Source organism: Ralstonia soli, assembly GCF_023955655.1.
Lineage (GTDB): Bacteria > Pseudomonadota > Gammaproteobacteria > Burkholderiales > Burkholderiaceae > Ralstonia > Ralstonia soli.
On sequence record NZ_JAMXHT010000008.1, the window covers coordinates 39,529 to 57,373 of the forward strand.

The 17,845-nt window shown below is 66.4% G+C and carries 17 protein-coding genes and 1 tRNA gene; 9 read left to right on the forward strand and 9 right to left on the reverse strand.

Annotation, left to right across the window (positions count from 1 at the left end):
• Positions 1-363 precede the first annotated feature (363 nt).
• The 4 genes from NG900_RS20995 to kdpE all read left to right on the forward strand — a co-directional run bounded on the left by NG900_RS20995 (position 364) and on the right by kdpE (position 3,089).
• Positions 364-439: transfer RNA gene (locus tag NG900_RS20995), tRNA-Arg, on the forward strand.
• A 166-nt stretch (positions 440-605) separates the two neighbouring features.
• A complete protein-coding gene (gene hisC, locus NG900_RS21000; protein WP_252683330.1) occupies positions 606-1,673 on the forward strand; it encodes a histidinol-phosphate transaminase in 1,068 nt (355 codons plus the stop codon).
• A 326-nt stretch (positions 1,674-1,999) separates the two neighbouring features.
• On the forward strand, positions 2,000-2,311 hold the full coding sequence (locus NG900_RS21005; RefSeq protein WP_147219071.1) for a high-potential iron-sulfur protein: 312 nt from the start codon (positions 2,000-2,002) through the stop codon (positions 2,309-2,311).
• A gap of 73 nt (positions 2,312-2,384) precedes the next feature.
• Positions 2,385-3,089 (forward strand): two-component system response regulator KdpE, encoded by a 705-nt coding sequence (kdpE, locus tag NG900_RS21010; RefSeq protein ID WP_252683333.1) that lies wholly within the window; start codon positions 2,385-2,387, stop codon positions 3,087-3,089.
• Between the two features lie 13 nt (positions 3,090-3,102).
• On the opposite strand, the gene NG900_RS21015 is transcribed toward kdpE, so the two are convergent.
• Both NG900_RS21015 and NG900_RS21020 read right to left on the reverse strand, forming a co-directional pair.
• Positions 3,103-4,101, reverse strand: coding sequence for a Bug family tripartite tricarboxylate transporter substrate binding protein (locus tag NG900_RS21015; RefSeq protein ID WP_252683335.1), 999 nt, complete (start codon positions 4,099-4,101; stop codon positions 3,103-3,105).
• A gap of 143 nt (positions 4,102-4,244) precedes the next feature.
• Positions 4,245-5,378, reverse strand: coding sequence for a porin (locus NG900_RS21020; RefSeq protein ID WP_252683337.1), 1,134 nt, complete (start codon positions 5,376-5,378; stop codon positions 4,245-4,247).
• A 503-nt stretch (positions 5,379-5,881) separates the two neighbouring features.
• Between NG900_RS21020 and NG900_RS21025 the strand changes: the two genes are divergently transcribed.
• A complete protein-coding gene (locus NG900_RS21025; RefSeq protein ID WP_252683339.1) occupies positions 5,882-6,166 on the forward strand; it encodes a hypothetical protein in 285 nt (94 codons plus the stop codon).
• Positions 6,167-6,277: 111 nt separating this feature from the next.
• Here NG900_RS21025 and NG900_RS21030 read toward each other — a convergent pair whose 3' ends face one another.
• The 4 genes from NG900_RS21030 to NG900_RS21045 all read right to left on the reverse strand — a co-directional run bounded on the left by NG900_RS21030 (position 6,278) and on the right by NG900_RS21045 (position 11,715).
• Positions 6,278-8,476: a xanthine dehydrogenase family protein molybdopterin-binding subunit gene (locus NG900_RS21030; RefSeq protein WP_252683341.1), complete on the reverse strand. Its 2,199-nt coding sequence runs from the start codon at positions 8,474-8,476 to the stop codon at positions 6,278-6,280.
• Positions 8,473-9,483 carry an FAD binding domain-containing protein gene (locus NG900_RS21035; RefSeq protein WP_252683343.1) on the reverse strand — a complete coding sequence of 337 codons (1,011 nt, stop codon included), beginning with the start codon at positions 9,481-9,483 and terminating at the stop codon, positions 8,473-8,475. Before NG900_RS21035 ends, NG900_RS21030 begins: the two co-directional genes overlap by 4 nt.
• A 9-nt stretch (positions 9,484-9,492) precedes the next feature.
• The gene (locus tag NG900_RS21040; RefSeq protein WP_252683345.1) at positions 9,493-10,233 is read right to left on the reverse strand and encodes a 2Fe-2S iron-sulfur cluster-binding protein; all 741 of its coding nucleotides are present in this window, start codon (positions 10,231-10,233) and stop codon (positions 9,493-9,495) included.
• A 171-nt stretch (positions 10,234-10,404) separates the two neighbouring features.
• Complete coding sequence (locus NG900_RS21045; protein WP_252683347.1) at positions 10,405-11,715, reverse strand: M20/M25/M40 family metallo-hydrolase; 1,311 nt, start codon at positions 11,713-11,715, stop codon at positions 10,405-10,407.
• A 186-nt stretch (positions 11,716-11,901) separates the two neighbouring features.
• On the opposite strand from NG900_RS21045, the gene NG900_RS21050 reads away from it, so the two are divergent.
• A complete protein-coding gene (locus NG900_RS21050; RefSeq protein WP_252683349.1) occupies positions 11,902-12,696 on the forward strand; it encodes a DUF1835 domain-containing protein in 795 nt (264 codons plus the stop codon).
• A 65-nt stretch (positions 12,697-12,761) separates the two neighbouring features.
• On the opposite strand, the gene kefC is transcribed toward NG900_RS21050, so the two are convergent.
• A complete protein-coding gene (gene kefC / locus NG900_RS21055; RefSeq protein WP_252683351.1) occupies positions 12,762-14,702 on the reverse strand; it encodes a glutathione-regulated potassium-efflux system protein KefC in 1,941 nt (646 codons plus the stop codon).
• Between the two features lie 30 nt (positions 14,703-14,732).
• Entirely contained in the window at positions 14,733-15,290 is a 558-nt protein-coding gene (gene kefF / locus NG900_RS21060) for a glutathione-regulated potassium-efflux system oxidoreductase KefF (protein ID WP_252683353.1), read from the reverse strand.
• 412 nt (positions 15,291-15,702) lie between these two features.
• On the opposite strand from kefF, the gene NG900_RS21065 reads away from it, so the two are divergent.
• The gene (locus NG900_RS21065) at positions 15,703-16,398 is read left to right on the forward strand and encodes a GNAT family N-acetyltransferase (RefSeq protein WP_252683355.1); all 696 of its coding nucleotides are present in this window, start codon (positions 15,703-15,705) and stop codon (positions 16,396-16,398) included.
• A 66-nt stretch (positions 16,399-16,464) separates the two neighbouring features.
• On the opposite strand, the gene NG900_RS21070 is transcribed toward NG900_RS21065, so the two are convergent.
• On the reverse strand, positions 16,465-16,923 hold the full coding sequence (locus tag NG900_RS21070; protein WP_252683357.1) for a MarR family winged helix-turn-helix transcriptional regulator: 459 nt from the start codon (positions 16,921-16,923) through the stop codon (positions 16,465-16,467).
• 105 nt (positions 16,924-17,028) lie between these two features.
• On the opposite strand from NG900_RS21070, the gene NG900_RS21075 reads away from it, so the two are divergent.
• Complete coding sequence (locus NG900_RS21075; protein ID WP_252683359.1) at positions 17,029-17,382, forward strand: hypothetical protein; 354 nt, start codon at positions 17,029-17,031, stop codon at positions 17,380-17,382.
• 21 nt (positions 17,383-17,403) lie between these two features.
• Positions 17,404-17,784 (forward strand): VOC family protein, encoded by a 381-nt coding sequence (locus NG900_RS21080; RefSeq protein WP_252683361.1) that lies wholly within the window; start codon positions 17,404-17,406, stop codon positions 17,782-17,784.
• Positions 17,785-17,845 lie beyond the last annotated feature (61 nt).

Consider the following 17,845-nt stretch of genomic DNA (forward strand, 5'->3'; position numbering starts at 1 on the left):
GAACCGCTCTTGGAGCCCTCAGAGCGCCGCCGGCGAGGTCACGAGCATCGCCTGCAGTGCATGGGGGCCGCCTTGGATCGCGATGAGGGCAGGAAGACCATGGCAGTTACCGCATGCCGCGTCGGCCCGAACAACCTGTCCCCGTCTTTCTTCTAGCAAATAGCGAACGATTATATCCGTAATGTTTTGGCCTTTGACACGCGGGACAGCCCTAGGCGCCGCTTTTCGACCTGCGTCAAAAACCGGACAAAACGTGGCTGGGCCCCGCCCTCGCTGTGAGGCCCTCCCGGGCGCGCGATGGACGCTTGCCCCTAAATGCGCTATTCTGCGGGGCTTCTCTTTCGGTGCGTTCTGCGCCGAAGTGCGCCCGTAGCTCAATGGATAGAGTACTGCCCTCCGAAGGCAGGGGTTGCTGGTTCGATCCCAGCCGGGCGCGCCAAACACGCAAAGATTGACGCAAGCTTGCAAGGCAATCCCCGGCCTGAACCGCGCTTCTGCCGCAAGGTGCCGGTCTGCCCATTTCCCCGCCTATTCAGCCTCCGCGTGCTTCAACCTTTCGATCGTGCGGCGGGCACGCCAGACATTCACCCCTCAGGAGTCGAGCCGTGAGCCGTTACTGGAGCGAGATCGTTCAGCAACTGGTGCCCTATGTCCCGGGCGAACAGCCGGCCATCGCGCACCCCATCAAGCTGAACACCAACGAGAATCCGTATCCGCCGTCACCGCGCGTGGTGGCGGCCATTGCGGCTGAACTGGGCGACACGGGCGACAGCCTGCGCCGCTATCCCGATCCGCTGTCGCGCCGGCTGCGCGAAACGGTGGCCGCCCAGGTCGGCCTGCAGCCCGAGCAGGTCTTTGCGGGCAACGGATCGGACGAGGTGCTGGCGCACGTCTTCCAGGCGCTGCTCAAGCACGACAAGCCGCTGCGCTTTCCGGACATTTCGTACAGCTTCTACCCGACGTATGCGCGCCTGTACGGCGTGCAGTGCGAAGTGGTGCCGCTGGCCGACGACTTCGCCATCCGCGCCGACGACTACCTTGGCGACGCGGGCGCCGTGCTGTTCCCGAACCCGAACGCGCCGACAGGCCACGCGCTGCCGCTCGCAGAAATCGAACGGATCGTCGCTGCGAACCCATCGTCGGTGGTCGTGGTGGATGAGGCCTACGTGGATTTCGGCGCCGAATCGGCCGTCGCGCTCATCGACCGCTATCCGAACCTGCTCGTCGTGCAGACGACATCGAAGTCGCGCTCGCTGGCCGGCATGCGCGTGGGCTTCGCGTTCGGGCACGCCGCGCTCATCGAAGCGCTCAACCGTGTGAAGGACAGCTTCAACTCGTATCCGCTGGATCGCCTCGCCCAGGCCGCCGCGCAAGCGGCCTACGAGGATGACGCCTACTTCCGCGCCACGTGCCAGCGCGTAATCGCCAGCCGTGCGCGGCTGACGCAATCGCTCCAGTCGCTCGGATTCGAGGTCGTGCCGTCAAAGGCGAACTTCGTCTTCGCACGGCATCCCGGCCACGACGCGGGCACGCTCGCGGCGCGTCTGAAGGAACAAGCCATTTTTGTGCGCCACTTCAAGCTTGCGCGTATCGATCAGCATCTGCGCATCACCGTCGGCACCGACGATGAATGCGACGCATTCTTAAAAGCGCTGCAGGGTCTGTTGGGATAACGACGCACGCTCGTGCGGCAAATTGCCACCCGGGGGGCCCCGCGGTCCGAAGGAACGCACGCACGTTGATGGCGCCCTCCCTCAGCCACACGGCCCATGGCAGGCATGCCGCCGTGTGGGCTGCGAGCCACGGAAGTGAGTGATTGCTGCACTCAGGTATGCGGAACATTGACCACAGGCAGATGCCGCGGGCCAATTGCTGTGCCAGAATGCACGAGCGGGAAAATGGCGCGCCGACGCCGTCCGCTGTCCCCTAGGGCGCACGGGTACCTGGCACCAGCGCGGCACGGGACGCCACACAACACACTCCCACAAAAGGAATCAGCATGTCCAATCGTCGTCAATTCCTGAAGAGCATCCCGATCGTGGCCGCCGCTGGCGCCGTCATGTCGATGTCGGACCTGGCACTGGCCGCGCCGATGGTTGCTGAAAGCGACCCGCAAGCCAAGGCACTCGGCTACGTGGCTGACACCACCAAGGCCGACAAGGCCAAGTTCCCGAAGCACACGCCGGATCAGCACTGCGGCAACTGCGCCCTGTACCAGGGTGGTACCGCCGCGCAAGGCGGCTGCCCGCTGTTCGCCGGCAAAGACGTCGCCAACAAGGGCTGGTGCAGCGCCTGGGCGAAGAAGGCCTAAGCCTATCGCTTTGGCACTTCAGCAATGAGAACGGACCCTGCGGGGTCCGTTTTTCATGGGTGGCCGCTCTACAATGCGTGCCATGCCGTTCACATTCACGCCCACCGTTCTCGTCATCGACGACGAGCCGCACATCCGCCGCTTCGTCCGCGCTGCGCTGGAGGAAGAAGGCTGCGAAGTCCATGAAGCCGACCGCGTCGGGCGCGGCCTGATCGAAGCCGGCACGCGCCAGCCCGATGCGGTGATCCTCGACCTCGGCCTGCCGGATGGTGACGGCATGCAGTTGATCCGCGAGTTGCGCACGTGGACGGAGGTGCCGGTGCTCGTGCTCTCCGCCCGCGTGGACGAGCGCGACAAGATCGACGCCCTCGATGCCGGTGCCGACGATTACCTGACCAAACCCTTCGGTGTGGGTGAATTGATTGCCCGCCTGCGCGTCCTGCTGCGCCGACACGCCAAGCGCGGCGAAGACGGCGGCAGCGTCGTCCGCTTCGGCGAGGTGGAGGTGGACCTGGCACGCCGCCTGGTCAACCGCAACGGCGAGGCGGTGCACCTCACCCCGATCGAATACCGGCTGCTGGCGGTGCTGCTCGGCCGGCGCGGCACGGTGATGACGCACCGCGAACTGCTGCGCGAAGTCTGGGGCCCCGCGCACGCCGACAGCAGCCACTATCTGCGCATCTACATGGGCCACCTGCGCCACAAGCTCGAGCGCGATCCGGCACGGCCCGAGCATCTGCTGACCGAAGTCGGCGTCGGCTACCGCTTGACTGCCTGACCGGGCCCCAACGTTACTGCGGCTTGATGCCCGCGGCGCGCACGATGCGGCCGTTGCTGTCGTATTCCGCACGGATGGCCGCGGCGAACTGCTCGGGCGTACCGCCGGCCGGCACCACGGCAGCCTGCGTGAGGCGTTCGCGCAGGTCAGGCGCGGCGAGCGCCTTGTTGATCTCCGCATTCAGCCGCGCAACGATCGGGCCGGGCGTCTTGGCGGGGGCGAACACGCCAAACGTCGATGCCATGTTCGCCTTGGCGTAACCGAGTTCAGTGAAGGTCGGCACATTCGGCAGCGTGTCGAGCCGGTGCGGCGCGCCCACGGCCAGCGGGCGCAGCTTGCCGCTCGTAATGTGTTGCATGAGGGTCGGGCCGACGTTGGTCGACATCACCTCCACCTGGCCGCCCAGGGCGTCGGTCAACTGCTGGCCGCCGCCCTTGTACGGGATCAGCGTGATATCCACGTGCGCCTGCGTCTTGATCTGCTCCAGCGCCAGATGCCCCACCGTACCCAGCCCCGACGTCGACCAGCGGATCGAACCCGGCTTGGCGCGCGACTGGCTCAGCATGTCGGCAAAGCTCTTGCCCGTGAACGACGGCGTGCCCACCAGGACCATCGGCGCATACATGACGTTGGCCACGGGCGCGATGTCTCTCTGCGGGTCGTACGGCAGTTTGCCGAAATGCGGATTGAGCGTGAGCGGGCTCACCGACGAGAAGCCCAGCGTATAGCCATCCGGCGCGGCCTTGGCCACCGCATCCATGCCGATGCTGCCGCCGGCGCCCGCGCGGTTCTCCACCACCACCGGCTGGCCCAGTTGCGCCGACAGCCTTTCGCCCAGCGCACGCGCCACGTTGTCGGAAATGCCGCCGGTCGGATACGCGACGATGATGCGGATCGGCTTGGCCGGATAGTCCTGAGCCAGCGCTGGCAATGCCGCAACCAGGGGCAGGCCGGCACACAGCAGCGCCGCAGAGGCAATCAGGCGACGGCGAGCGATACGTACGAAAGTCATGGCGCGATGTCAACGGGAAGAGGCAGGAAACACCATTGTAGGCGGATGCCCAGGCAAGTTCGCCCGGCGGCGAGCAAAGTCGCCAGGCAAAAGAAAAGGCGCCCGAAGGCGCCTTTCCGTTCCCAATCGAGTGACTGCGTCGATTAGAAGATGTGGCGGATACCCACGCCAGCGCCAACTTGGTTGGTCTTGCCACCTTGGCCGTTAGCCGTGCCGCCCGGCAGTTCCGGAATCGCACCGTTCTTCACCTTGTCGTAGGCGACCGTACCGTACAGCTGAGTACGCTTGGACAGCGAGTACTCGGCCAGCAGCACGCCGGTGTAGCGCTTGCCGTCGTTGCCGGCGTCCAGCGCAGCGTCCTTGATGCTGTCGTAGTAGAACACGCCCGTCAGCGCCAGGGCCGGAGTCACTTGGTACGTTACGCCAGCCAAGCCGATGCGGTCACGACGCTTGGTGGCACCCGGAGCCAAGCCAGCGCCCGTCGCATTGCCGTACAGGTTCAAACCAAAGGTGCTGCGGTCACCCGCGCAGGTGGCGCTGCTGTTGACGCAGCCCGTGTTGTCGCTGCTGTCGATGTAGCCTGCGTACAGCTTGGCCGGGCCGAACGCGTAGTTACCGCCGATACCCCACACCTTTTGCTTGTTACCGGCAGCGGTGGAATCCTGTTGCTGCTGGTAGAAGGCGCCGATCAGGGCCGGGCCGAATTCGTACGACACGGCGCCACCAACGTAGCGGTTGTCAGCCGTGCTGCCGGCCTTCTCGCCAAAACCGTAACCTGCGCCAACGTACAGGCCGTTCCACTTGCCTTCGTACTTGATCATGTTCGACACGCGCAGGCCCGTGACGCCGTAGTAAATCCACGAGTTTTCGTCGTAGTTACCCACGCCCAGCGGGTCGAAGTTGCCGCCCATCGTGAAGCCGAAGTTGTATTGGCGGCCGAGCGTCAGGGTGCCGTAGTCCTTGTTCGACAGGCCCACGAACGATTGACGGTTGAACAGGCCACCACCGTTGGCACGACCGGTGTCCGGATCAAAACCGCTTTCCAGCACGAACAGCGCCTTGTTACCGCCGCCCAGATCTTCAGAGCCCTTCAGGCCCCAGCGGCTGTTGGACACCGCGCCATTATCCAGACGCAGCAGGCTGTTGCCAGCTTGGTTCGCGTTGGTGGTGTAGTGAATGGTGGCGTCAACAATACCGTACAGCGTCACGCTCGATTGGGCGTAGGCCGAACCTGCGAACAGGGCGCCGACTGCAACCAGAATGGCAGACTTTTTCATGTGGGCTCGTATTCAAAAAAGTTGTCTCAGACCGCCCATCCCCGTGTGCATGAGGGTGGGCTCCTCCGTTTCCTTTCCTTCCGTGTCGGAAGTGCCGCGCAAATTTAACAAAAGCCCTTATGGCGGGCAAAGCAATTCACAGAAGGATTCTGCGAAGTGTGGTAAGCGCGCATCGCTTTTTTGCGACGCACCAAAACCGCCTGCAGCAAGGCTTGCGGGCGCGTGACGCCCTGCTGTGGTGCACCAATAGGCCCACTGCCGGCCTGCACGCGATCTCTTGATTAGACAAAAAGATATGGGGATTGCCGATGCGTGCAGGGTCATGGGCGCGCCTTTCCATCGCCATTCACGCTGACTTGCATCATTTCGGCGCCGACAACAAACCGTTCGTCGCACCGCCGTGGATACGGTATGTCCGCTGACCTAGGCTTCAGACCGTGGCAAGACATCAAAAGACCACGTCAAAAGAGCACACCGAAAATCAGTTGAAGAAGGAGTTCGCCATGCGACTCAAGCAAATGGGGTTGGCCGCCATGCTGGTGGCAGGGGCCCTCGCGGCGGGCAGCGCTTGGGCGCAGGCCAGCCGCGTGGAAGTGTTCGGCCAGTCAGCACGCGCCGAACGGTTTGACGTCTATACCGATGGTGCCCGCACCGGACGTTTCGACACCTATACAGAAGGCGCGCGCGCCGGTCGCTTCGATCCGTATTCGGACGGCATGCGCAGCGACCCGGCCGGCCGCACCCGCGACGGCGGCGGCTCGGTCTACGGGTATCCGGTACCGAATTGATGCCTTGATCGGCAAGCGCTTACGGGCCGGTCGTAAGGCACCTCCGTTTTTCCGCCTCTCGGCCCAATCTGGCCCCGCTGGTATGCGCCAGCGGGGCTTTTTCATGCGCGCTCAGATCAGCTTGTCGAGCATGATGGGCAACTCGCGCACGCGGCGGCCGGTGGCGTGATAGACGGCGTTGGCGATGGCGGCCGGCACGCCCGTGATGCCGATCTCACCAATGCCCTTGGCGCCGAGCGGGTTGATGTGCGGGTCCGCCTCGTCGAGCACGAGGATGTCGATGTCGGGCACATCGGCGTTGACGGGCACGTGGTACTCCGCCAGGTTGTTGTTGACGATGCGGCCGTAGCGCGGGTCGAGCAGGCTCTCTTCAAACAGCGCCATGCCCATGCCCCAGACGATGCCGCCCATGAGTTGGCTACGCCCCGTCTTGGCGTTGAGCAGCCGCCCCACTCCGTAACTCCCCACGATGCGCGAGACACGGATCACGCCCAGGTCCGCATCGACATGCACCTCGGCAAACACCGCGCCAAACGAGTGCATCGAGAACTTCTGCTTCTCGTCGCCCGGCTGCACCTTGGCGGTCGCCTCGACGGGCTGGCCATGGCGCGCAACCACGGCGGCGACCGGCTCACGCGCGCCGCCACGTGCACTTAGGAAACCCTCGGCCACGGTGATGTCGCCGGCTGCCAGCCCGTGCAGCGGTGAACTTGCATCGGCAATGGCCGCGGCAATCAACGCGTCGCGCGCCCGGGCACCGGCGGCCTGCACGGCAGGCGACACGCTGGCCACGCTCTGCGAGCCGCCCGAGACCGGCGCCTCAGGCATGCGCGTGTCGCCCAGGCTGAAGTGCACGCGTTCGACGGGCAGGCCCATGGCATCGGCGGCCACCTGCGTCATCACCGTATAGGTGCCGGTGCCGAGGTCTTGCGAACCGGATTCCACCTGCGCCGTGCCATCCGGGAGGTAGCGCGCGGTGGCGCCGGCGCGGCTGCGGTTGGCGGGGTACGTGGCCGTCGCCATGCCCCACCCGATGCGGGTGTTGCCCTCCCGCATGCTGCCCGGCTGCGGGTTGCGGCGCACCCACCCGAAGCGCTCGGCGCCGGCGCGATAGCACGCGGCCAGCGATTTGCTCGACCACGGGATGTGCTTTTCGGGGTCCTGCGGCGCGTCGTTACGCAGGCGCAACTCCACGGGGTCCATGCCCAGCGCGTAGGCCATCTCGTCGAGCGCGACTTCGAGCGCGAACGTGCCGGTGGCCTCGCCCGGGGCGCGCTGAAACGTCGGCGTGCCGACGTTGAGCCGCGCCAGCCGGTGCGTGGTCCGCTGGTTGGGCGTGTCGTAGAGCATGCGGGTGACGATGGCGCACGGCTCGGTCCAGTCTTCGATCATCGAGGTGGTGCTCAGCACGTCATGCGAGATGGCGGTGAAGCGGCCGTCGCGCGCGGCACCCACGGCGATGCGCTGTTCGGTGCGGGGGCGGCCGCCGACGGGGCCGAACATCTGCGGGCGCTCCAGCACCAGCTTGACGGGACGCCCCACCTGGCGCGCGGCCATCGCGGCCAGCACCACGTGCGACCACACCGACCCCTTGCAGCCAAACCCGCCGCCGACAAACGGGCACACCACGCGCAGCTTGTCGGGCGACAGGCCAAGCGTCTTGGCAACGGTGCGCCGCACGCCCGAGACATATTGCGTGCTGTCGTACAGCGTGAGGGCATCACCGTCCCACACGGCGATGGTGGCGTGCGGCTCCATGGGGTTATGCGTTTCCATGGGCGTGCCGTACACGGCCTCGATGCGCTGCGCGGCCTGCGCCATGCCGGCCGCCACGTCGCCGCGTGTGGTGTCGGCGGCTTGCATCTGCACCTTGCCGGGCGAGTGAGCATCCGCGCGGGCGTTCTCGAAATCGAGCCGTGCCGGCTGCTGCGCGACTTCCAGCCGCACCATACGTGCGGCGGCCTGCGCGTGTTCGAGCGTGTCGCCCACCACCAGCGCGACCGGCTGGCCGTTGTAGTGCACCTGATCGTCCTGCAGCAGCGACAGCGCGCGCCCGGCCGGCGGCTCCAGCGCGGGCTTGCCGCCGTTGGGCAGGCGCGGCGCGTTTTCGTGCGTCATCACCAGCAGCACGCCAGGCATGGCCTGCGCGACATGCGTATCGATGCGCGTGATGCGCCCGGCAGGTACCGAGCTTTGCACCAGCACGGCATGCACGAGGTGCGGCACCTGGAACTCGGCCGCGTAGCGCGCCTGGCCAGTGACCTTGAGCAGACCGTCGGTGCGGTCCAGCGGTTGGCCGACGTTGATCATGCCCCACCTCCTGACGCGTTCGGATTTGCGGCCACGTTCAGCGCCCGGGCCACGGCGCGCTGCGCGAGCGGCACCTTGAAGCCGTTGTCGCGCAACGGCTGCGCGCCCTGCACGGCCAGGGCGCCTGCCTGGGCGAACAACTGCGCGTCGAGCACCTGCCCCGCCAGCATCTGCTCGGCCGCATGCGCGCGCCACGGTTTGTGCGCCACGCCGCCCAGCGCGATGCGCGCCTCGCGGATCGTCTGCCCATCCGCCTCCAGCGCCAGCGCCGCCGCCACCGACACCAGCGCAAACGCATAGCTCGCCCGGTCGCGCACCTTCAGGTAGTGCGCGCGCGTGCCGAACAGCGGCGGCGGCAGGTCGATGGCGACGATCAACTCGCCGGCCCCAAGCGTCGTGTCGATTTCGGGATGCGCCTCCGGCAGTCGATGAAACGCCTCGATCGGGATGCGCCGCTCGCCGTGCGTGCCGTGCACGACCACCGTGGCGTCCAGCGCGGCGAGCGCAACAGCCATGTCCGACGGATGCGTCGCCACGCAAGCCTCGCTCGCACCGAGGATGGCGTGCATGCGGTTGAACCCCTCGCGCGCCGCACAGCCGGAGCCCGGCTGGCGCTTGTTGCAGGCCGGATACGCCGTGTCATAGAAGTAATGGCAACGCGTGCGCTGCATCAGGTTGCCACCGTTGGTGGCCATGTTGCGCAGTTGGCCAGACGCGCCGGACACAATCGCCTCGGTCAGCAGCGGATAGCGCGAGCGCACCAGCGGATGCGCCGCCGTGTCGGCATTGCGCGCCATCGCCCCCAGGCGCAGGCCGCCGTCGGGCAGCGCGCGGATCTGCGCCAGCGGCAGGCGGCTCACGTCCACCAGCCGCTGCGGCTGCTCGACGCCGCCCTTCATCAGGTCCAGCAGGTTTGTCCCGCCGCCGATGTAGCGCGCGCCGGGCTCAAGCCCCAGGCGCACCGCGGCTTCAACAGACGTCGCGCGGTCATAGGCAATCGATTGCATGGCGGCTCCTCAAACAGTCGTGCTGGGCTTGGCCGCCACCACACGAACGGCCGCCACGATGTTGGGGTACGCGCCGCAGCGGCAGAGGTTGCCGCTCATGCGCTCGCGGATTTCGTCTTCCGTGAGCACGACCGGCCCCTCGCTGCCCAGCGCTGCAGGCGACGTGACGGTGCTCGGCATACCGCGCCGCGCTTCCTCCAGCACCGCCACCGCCGAGCAGATCTGCCCCGGCGTGCAATACCCGCACTGAAACGCATCGTGCTCAAGGAAGGCGGCCTGCATGGGGTGCAGCGCCGCGCGGTCGACGGCACCGTCATGTGCCTGCGCCAATCCTTCGACGGTGGTGATGGTCTCGTCCTCGTGCATGATTGCCAGCGTCAGGCAACTGTTGATGCGCCGGCCGTTGACGAGAACGGTGCATGCGCCGCACTGGCCGCGGTCGCAGCCCTTCTTGGTGCCAGTCAGGCCCAGCACTTCGCGCAGCGCATCGAGCAGCGTGACGCGCGGCTCGAGCGACAGGGCGTAGGGCTTGCCATTGATATTGAGCGACACCGGCCGCGCAGGCGCCAAGGCCGCCGGACGCGCCGGCGGTTGCGCAGAAGCGCGGGCAGCCTCCGATTCATGCGGCAATGCCAGCGCCGACGCCGCTGCCGCAGCACTCTGCAGAAAACCGCGCCGGCTCAGGCCGGCAGGTGAGGCTTCGGATGCATGCGCAGGATCGTTCGACGATGCGCGAGGCGGTTCAGACATGACGCTCTCCTCGGCTGGAATGCCGGAGCTGGGGACATGCGTCAGGGGAAAGCAAGCGGAATACCCGGCACCCGGGCACTTTGAGGCATAGAAGGAGGCCACGGAACCGAGGCCTCGCAGAGGCGGTTTGCTGCGGCGCGTGTAAGACTTACGCGCCGCGGTGCGGCCGTGTTACTTGGTCGTGCCCACGCGGTCGCGCGACACATCCATGACCATGCGCGTGAGCAGATACAGGCGCGGCACGATCGAGTTCAGGTCGACGTATTCCGCGTCGTTCGAGTGCGCACCGTAGCTCGCCAGGCCAAAGCGCTCGATGACGGGCGCCTTGGTCTTCGACGCGGCAAATGCGGCATCGGTACCACCGCCTTCGGCCTTGTCGTCAATTTCCAGCGTCTTGCCGAGTTCGCCGTAGATCTTCTGGGCGTGCTCGGCCAGCGCGCGCGACGCCGGCGTGGCTTCCAGTGGCGGGCGGCGGCGCTCGAACTTGGCCGTGACCTGCGTATCGGGGATCAGCTTGTTCTTGATGCGCTCGTTGACGGCTTCTTCCAGCTTGTCGGCATCAGCGGCGCGCAGCAGGCGCACGTCGGCCTGGGCGCTGGCGGTGGCGGGGATCACGTTGCGGTTGGTGCCCGCCTGGGCGACCGTCCAGTTGACCTTCAAGCCGGTCTCGGGCTTGGACAGGTCGCGCATCTGCAGCACTTGGTGCGACAGTTCATACAGCGCGTTGCGGCCCTGCTCCGGCGCGCCACCCGCGTGCGATGCCTTGCCCTTCACATCCAGCAGGATCGCGCCGATGCCGCTGGTCGCCAGCGACAGCTTGTCGGACGTCACGCGCGTGCCCTCGCACGAGAACACGGCGTCCTGCTCGGCGCCCAGCTTGGCCTGCATGGCGCGCGCGCCCGGCGAGCTGATCTCTTCATCGCCGTTGATCAGTACCGTGAGCGTGCCGTACTGCTTGAAGTTGGCCGCCTGCAGGATCGACACCGTGTGCAGGATGACCGCCACGCCGTTCTTGTCGTCGGCGATGCCCAGGCCGTAGGCGCGGTCGCCGTCGATGCGGAACGGCTGCTGCGCGAGCATGCCCTTCAAGTACACCGTATCCATGTGTGCGATCAGCATGATGTTGCGCTTGCCCTCGCCCTTGAAGCGCGCGAGCACCATCTTGCCGATCTTCTCGGGCGTGTCGGCCATGCGGTAGGCGTGGTCGCTCGGGTCGATCAGCTTGACGTCGCCGCCCAGGGTACGCAGGCGGTCGGCAATCACGCCGGCAATCTTGTCCAGGCCCTCGATGTCCTTGCTGCCCGATTCGATCGACACCAGCGTCTTCATGGTGTCGATCAGCGCGGGCTTTTCCTGCTGGGCGCGCTTGTAGATGTCAGCGGGCGGCACAGCGGCGGCGTGGCCGGCCACCAGCGCACCGGCAGCCGCCAGCAGCGCGACCATGACCGGGCGCAAGCGCTGCGCAAACGTTGGGGCTCTCATGGTGGTTTCCTCTCTCTGTTTCTTAGTTATGGACTGCAACAAAGCGGCGATTTTCGCACGCCCGGCTGACGATTGCCCGTGACCCATCGGCCCTTCGGATGGGCACGATGACGCAGCGCAAGGGAATACCGATAGACCCGCGCAAAACGACAGCGCGACGCTGACACTCTCGCTACAATTGCTGCCATGCAATACATCCATGTCGTCAACGGCGATGTTGCCGGCGCCACGCTCAGGCAGGCGCTCGGACAGGCCGGCCGCCCCGATTCCGTAGTCGTGCTGCGCGACGATCTCGCCGTCGGGCCGCTGGCCGACGTCGACAGCGTCGCAATGGCGCGTTCGGGCTTCTGGCAGCGTGTGGCACCCAACAGCAACATCGACTTCGCCTGCGAGATGCGCGACGCGCTGGCGTCGCTCGCCGACCTGCGCGAAGCCGCCACCGAAGTCGCCATCTGGCACGGCCAGAGCGCGTCGGACCAGCTCATGCTGCGCCGGGTGGCGTTCCATCTGCATCAGTCACCCCAACGCATCAATGAAGTCGGCATGGATGTGCGCGAACTTGAGGCCCCCAACGGCCAGGGGCCGCTCACTGCCATCGGCATGTATTCGGGCGCGCGGCTGGCGCGGCGGTTCTCGACCATCGCGCCGGTGTCGGTGCTGCGCATCGGCCGCCTGGCCTACGAATGGCAGCAGACCGTGCGCGAGAACGCCGACGTGCGGCTGTGGAAGGGCAACACGCTGGTGCCGGTGTCGTACGGCACGGTCGACGAGGTGATCCTGGAGCACGTGCCCCGCGAATGGGCCAGCGCGCGCGACGTGGTCGGCAGCATCATGGGCGCCATCGACGGGCTGCTCGCCAGCGACTGGTTCGTCTTCTGGCGCTGCCGCGAGCTGGTCGGCAACGGCCAGCTGCTGCTGCGCGGCGATGCCGATTCGCTCGCCACGTGCGAGCTGCGGCGCAATGTGGGCGTGGCGGTGTAGCGCCAACGCATGCCACCAGAAAAAAGGAGCGCCCGCAGCGCTCCTTTTTTGTTGTCCGCCTGACCTTAGCTTTCGTGGCGGATGCCGGCACGCGCCGGGCAGTCGATCGGCGTGCCCGGTTCGCCACCGTCGACCTCATTGGCAAGGTCGGCGTCGGGCTGGGCGCCTTCCACTTCGCTGTGAACGTCGCCCTCGCCCCATGGCATGCCGGACTCGCGCAGGCGCTTGCGCTGCGTGCGGTCGCGTTGGAACATCTCGGCCAGCTCGTCGCGGCCCTGCTGCGCCAGCGAGACGAGTTTCTTCTGGTCACGGTAGACCGGGTAGACCTGGTCCATCGAATTGAGCGTGTGGCGGCGGAACGTCTGCGCGATGCGGTGCGCCTCGTACGGGGCCTTGCCCAGGCCTTCCAGCACGCGGCGTGCAAGCATGAGCGAGCCCTCGAACATCTCGCGCTCGATCACCTCCACGCCGCGATCACGCAGCTGGTATACGTGCGACACGTTGCGCGCCCGCACGTACAGCGTCAGGTGCGGAAAGCGCTCGCGCACGCGGTCGACCACTTCCAGGCTGGTTTCCATGTCGTCAATGGCGACGACCATCATGCGGGCCTTGTCCGCGCCGGCGGTCTCCAGCAGGTCCATGCGCGTGGCGTCGCCGTAGAACACCTTGAAGCCGAAGCGGCGCAGCATGTCGATCTGGTCGGGGTCGTGGTCGAGCACGGTGGCGCTGTAGCCCTGGCTGTAGAGCATGCGGCCGACGATCTGCCCGAAGCGGCCGAAGCCGGCGATGATGACCTCGTTCTCCTGCGGCTCAATGGTGTCGGGGGCGCGCTTCTTGCCCGCCATCAGGCGCGGCAGCAGCAGCTTGTCGCGCACGATCAGGAGCAGCGGCGTGGTCGCCATCGACAACGCCACGACAAGGTTGAGCACGGCAGCCGTTTCCGCGCCGAGCACGTTGCCCGCCACACCGGGGCCGAACACCACGAACGCAAACTCACCGCCTTGCGAGAGCAGAAACGCAAACAGCCAGACCTGCCCGGTCGCAATGCCAAATCGCTTGGCCAGCAGGCGCAGCGCGCCGATCTTCACCACTAGAAACACCACCACCAGCCCAAACACGGCCAGCGGCTGGCGCAACAGCACGCCAAAGTCGATCGACATGCCGACCGCGAGGAAGAACAAACCCAGCAACAGCCCCTTGAACGGCTCGATGTCGGTTTCCAACGCGTGCCGGTATTCGGAATCCGCCAGCAGCACACCGGCAATGAACGCGCCCAGCGCCATCGACAGGCCCACGCTGTGCATCAGCAGCGCGATGCCCACCACCAGCAGCAGCGAGAACGAGGTGAACATCTCGCGCATGTTGGTGCGGGCGATGGCGCGCAGCACTGGCCGCAGCAACGTGCGCCCGCCAAAAATGACCGCCGCCACCACACCCACCGCCTTGAGCGCCGCGACCCAATGGCCGGTGGCTGCGGCATCGCTGGGTTCGGGCGCCAGCAGCGGCAGCAGCGCGATCATCGGAATGGCTGCAATGTCCTGGAACAGCAGGATGCCGAAGCTGGCCGTGCCTGCCGGGGTACGCATCAGGTTGCGCTCCGAGAGCGTGGCCAGCGCAATCGCGGTGGACGACAACGCCAGCCCCAGCCCCGCCACCACCGCCGCGCGCCACGGGTGGCCGACTGCCATCACCGCCAGCCCGACGGCCAGCGCGCACGCCGCGAGTTGCAGCCCGCCGTAACCGAAGATGCTGCGCCGCAGCGACCACAGCCGCGCCGGCTCCAGTTCCAGCCCGATCACGAACATCATCAGCACGACCCCAAACTCCGAAAAATCCAGGATCGACTGCACATTGGTGATGAGCCGCAGCCCCCACGGCCCGACGATCACGCCGGCCAGCAGGTAGCCGAGCACCGAGCCCAGCCCCAGCCGGCGCGCCAACGGCACCGCCGCCACGGCCGCAGCCAGGTAGATGACGAAATTGACGAGCAGGTCGTGCGATTGCATGGGCGACGGAGAAACAGGAAATCGGGAATGTCAGGCGACGGAATCCGCGTCGGTCGGCAGCCAGGGCTGAAGCGCCGCGCGCACCTGCGCGATGTGGGCTGCGATCAGCTCGGGCGTGGCGTCGTCGGCGTCGTGCAGCACATGGGGCGGCTGCCACTGCATGCCGCACAACGCGGCGGTCTGCTCCAGCGGCAGCAGAAACATGTCGAGCGTGTGGCCGTGTATGCCGTCCTGGCTGTAAGCGTGCTCGCGCCCGCCCGCCGTGGCCAGCACCATCATGTGCTTGCCGCGCAGCGCCGTGCCGCCCGGCCCGTAAGCCCAGCCCATCTCGAGCACCACGTCCAGCCACTCCTTGAGCAGCGACGGCGTGGCGTACCACTGCACCGGAAACTGGAAGATGACCAACTCGGCGGCCTCCACAGCTTCCTGCTCGAGGCGCACGTCGATGTCGAAATCGGGGTAATGCCAGTAGAGGTCGTGCATGGCCACGCCGGGCAGGCTGGCCAGCGCACGGGCGAGCGGCTTGTTGGCGCGCGAACGGCGCGGCGCAGGATGCGCGTAGATCACAAGAATGCGCGAGGGCTGCATGGACGAGAAAGGGAAAATCAGGAGGCGGAGGCGTCTTGAACGCGCATCTTCGCACGGCTATTGTGAAGCGGCGTCGGGGAACGGGGGTGCGGCGGACAGCCGGTGAAACAAAACGGCGGCGCAAAAAAAGCGCTCGACCGGACACTTTTGCGCAGCGCAGCATCGCGCGTTGTTGACACGCCACAACCTTTGAAGTCCCGCTCGGCTGCGCTAAATCAATGATTTGTCGGCAAATCCTGTGGGAAGGCTGACGCGAATCTTACGGGAAATCCCTGATTGCACTACAATGGCATGATGCATTGCACAACACTCAGTTGCACCCGGCTGAGTGCCCCGGAAGCGCCATCCGCGCCTCCGACTCATCACCTCGCCGCCCTCCATTGATGGGCGCAAACAGAACAGGAACTTTGTCGTGAACCCGCTCGAACTGAGCAAGGCCATCGGCGTCGTCACCCAGGGCGACATCGACAAGACGGAAGCGGCGCAAGGCGCGCCGCGCTCCACCGTGCTGGTGCGTGAACTTGCCGCGCACCATCGCTCGCGCCTGCTCAAACATCTGCTGGCCCTCGGCCAGGAAGACCGCCTGCTGCGCTTCGGCCAGGTGGTGGGCGATCACGTCATTGAAGCGTACGTCGACAGCATCGACTTCGACCACGACAAGGTCTTCGGCGTCTACAACGATCGCCTGGAGCTGGTTGGCGTGGGCCACCTCGCCTATTTGCGCGACAACCCGCAGGGGCGCGTGGCGGAGTTCGGCGTGTCGGTGTCGGAATCCGCGCGCGGCAAGGGCGTGGGCAGTGCGCTGTTCCAGCGTGCCGCCATCCACGGCCGCAACACCAAGGTACGCACGCTGTACATGCACTGCCTGTCGCGCAACGCGGCCATGATGCACATCGCCAAGAAGGCTGGCATGCGCGTGCAGTACGCCTACGGCGAGGCCGATGCCTATCTGGAACTGCCGCCCGCCGACACGATGAGCGTGCTGTCGGAAGCCATCGATGAGCAGGTCGCCGATCTGGATTACCTGCTCAAGCGCAACCTGCGCGACGCGCGCCGCTTCGGCCAGCGCTTCTGGCGCTCACTGGTGCCGCACAAGCGCACGGTCTGATCTCCGATCGCACCGCACTCAGCAAACGCCCGGTTCTGCCGGGCGTTTTGCATTGGGTGCTCCCATTCAGCGCGCCGGCTGGTCTTCCTGAGCATCCCCCACGTTGGCCGACATCCGCTGCAACACGGCGCGAAACACATCCAGATCGGCCTCGTCGATGCCGTCACGCAGGCGCGCGTCGTACGCCATCGCGGCTTGGCGCAGCTTGAAGAACAGCGCACGGCCCGCGTCTGTGAGGGCCACCTGGTGCACACGGCGGTTGTCCGGCAACGGGCTGCGGATCAGCAAGCCGTCTTTCTCCATGCCGTTCAAATGGTGGGTGAGCGTGGGCCCCTGCACGCCCACCGTGGCGGCAAGTTCGGCCTGAGTGCCGTGCCCGCCCTGCATCAGCGCCTTCAGGATCAGCCACATCGGCAATGAGCCGCCCCGCTCCTGCAGGGCGGCGTCAAACGCGCGCGCGGTGGTTTTCGCGGTCTGGGCGAGGAGGAATCCCACAGGCATGCCATGGGCTTGCATTGGCTTCATGTTGATCTATGATAGATATCGAATTATTCGATGTCGAAGTGTTGTGCGACCGCATCCGGTCGCACATCGGTTCAATTCACCCTGCTGCTCAAACCAGGAGTCACCATGCAACTCGGATGGATTCTGCTGATCGCGCTTCACGCCATGGCCACGGTGTTCTGGACCGGGTCCACCTTCATGCTCGCCCGCACCGGGGGCGCCAATGCGGATGTCATGTTCCGCCCGCAGATGGGCGCGGCAACCGTGGCGGTGCTCACCGGGCTTGGGCTCGGGGGCCTTGTCCACGCCGGGCTGCTCGGCTGGCCGCGCACGGTGCTGATGCTCGGTGCGCTGGCCGGCATCGCGGCGGCGGGCGTGCAAGGCGCACTGCGCAAGCGGCCAGCGCTGGCGCATCGCGTTGCGGCCCCGCTGCTGGCCGTGGCGCTGGTGTGCATGGTCATTGCCCGCTATGTCGGTTGAGTCGGCGGAAGGAGGCTTGACATGATTGTGCTTGATCACACCATCCTGCGGGTGCGCGACGCAGCCCGTTCGGTCGCGTTCTATACCCAGGTGCTCGGCTTTGCGCACGAGGGGCGGATGGGCCCGTTCGACGTCGTGCGCGTGAACGACACCTTCACCCTCGACCTGCGCCAGGCCGACGAACTGCACAGCGAGCACTTCGCCTTCAGCCTGGACCGCACGTCGTTCGATGCCGTCCACGCGCGGCTGGTGGAGCGCGGCATCACCTACGGCGGCTCGCCGTTCGAGCGGCAAAACGGCCAGGTCGGACAGAGCTACGGCGCACGTGGCCTGGCGGCGGCCATCTACTTCAATGATCCCGACGGGCACGCGCTGGAGATCCGCGCCTATCCGCAGGCTTAGAGCAATTGCCTGCTTGTCAGCCGCATGGGGGCCTTCCCTACGATGATGGCAAGGCACCTCT

Coding starts and splice junctions, on each gene's coding strand:
- NG900_RS21005 (WP_147219071.1), top strand. CDS start 2,000: ATGTCCAATCGTCGTCAATTCCTGAAGAGCATCCCGATCGTGGCCGCC.
- kdpE (WP_252683333.1), top strand. CDS start 2,385: ATGCGTGCCATGCCGTTCACATTCACGCCCACCGTTCTCGTCATCGAC.
- NG900_RS21015 (WP_252683335.1), bottom strand. CDS start 4,101: ATGACTTTCGTACGTATCGCTCGCCGTCGCCTGATTGCCTCTGCGGCG.
- NG900_RS21020 (WP_252683337.1), bottom strand. CDS start 5,378: ATGAAAAAGTCTGCCATTCTGGTTGCAGTCGGCGCCCTGTTCGCAGGT.
- NG900_RS21025 (WP_252683339.1), top strand. CDS start 5,882: ATGCGACTCAAGCAAATGGGGTTGGCCGCCATGCTGGTGGCAGGGGCC.
- NG900_RS21030 (WP_252683341.1), bottom strand. CDS start 8,476: ATGATCAACGTCGGCCAACCGCTGGACCGCACCGACGGTCTGCTCAAG.
- NG900_RS21035 (WP_252683343.1), bottom strand. CDS start 9,483: ATGCAATCGATTGCCTATGACCGCGCGACGTCTGTTGAAGCCGCGGTG.
- NG900_RS21040 (WP_252683345.1), bottom strand. CDS start 10,233: ATGTCTGAACCGCCTCGCGCATCGTCGAACGATCCTGCGCATGCATCC.
- NG900_RS21045 (WP_252683347.1), bottom strand. CDS start 11,715: ATGAGAGCCCCAACGTTTGCGCAGCGCTTGCGCCCGGTCATGGTCGCG.
- NG900_RS21050 (WP_252683349.1), top strand. CDS start 11,902: ATGCAATACATCCATGTCGTCAACGGCGATGTTGCCGGCGCCACGCTC.
- kefC (WP_252683351.1), bottom strand. CDS start 14,702: ATGCAATCGCACGACCTGCTCGTCAATTTCGTCATCTACCTGGCTGCG.
- kefF (WP_252683353.1), bottom strand. CDS start 15,290: ATGCAGCCCTCGCGCATTCTTGTGATCTACGCGCATCCTGCGCCGCGC.
- NG900_RS21070 (WP_252683357.1), bottom strand. CDS start 16,923: ATGAAGCCAATGCAAGCCCATGGCATGCCTGTGGGATTCCTCCTCGCC.
- NG900_RS21075 (WP_252683359.1), top strand. CDS start 17,029: ATGCAACTCGGATGGATTCTGCTGATCGCGCTTCACGCCATGGCCACG.
- NG900_RS21080 (WP_252683361.1), top strand. CDS start 17,404: ATGATTGTGCTTGATCACACCATCCTGCGGGTGCGCGACGCAGCCCGT.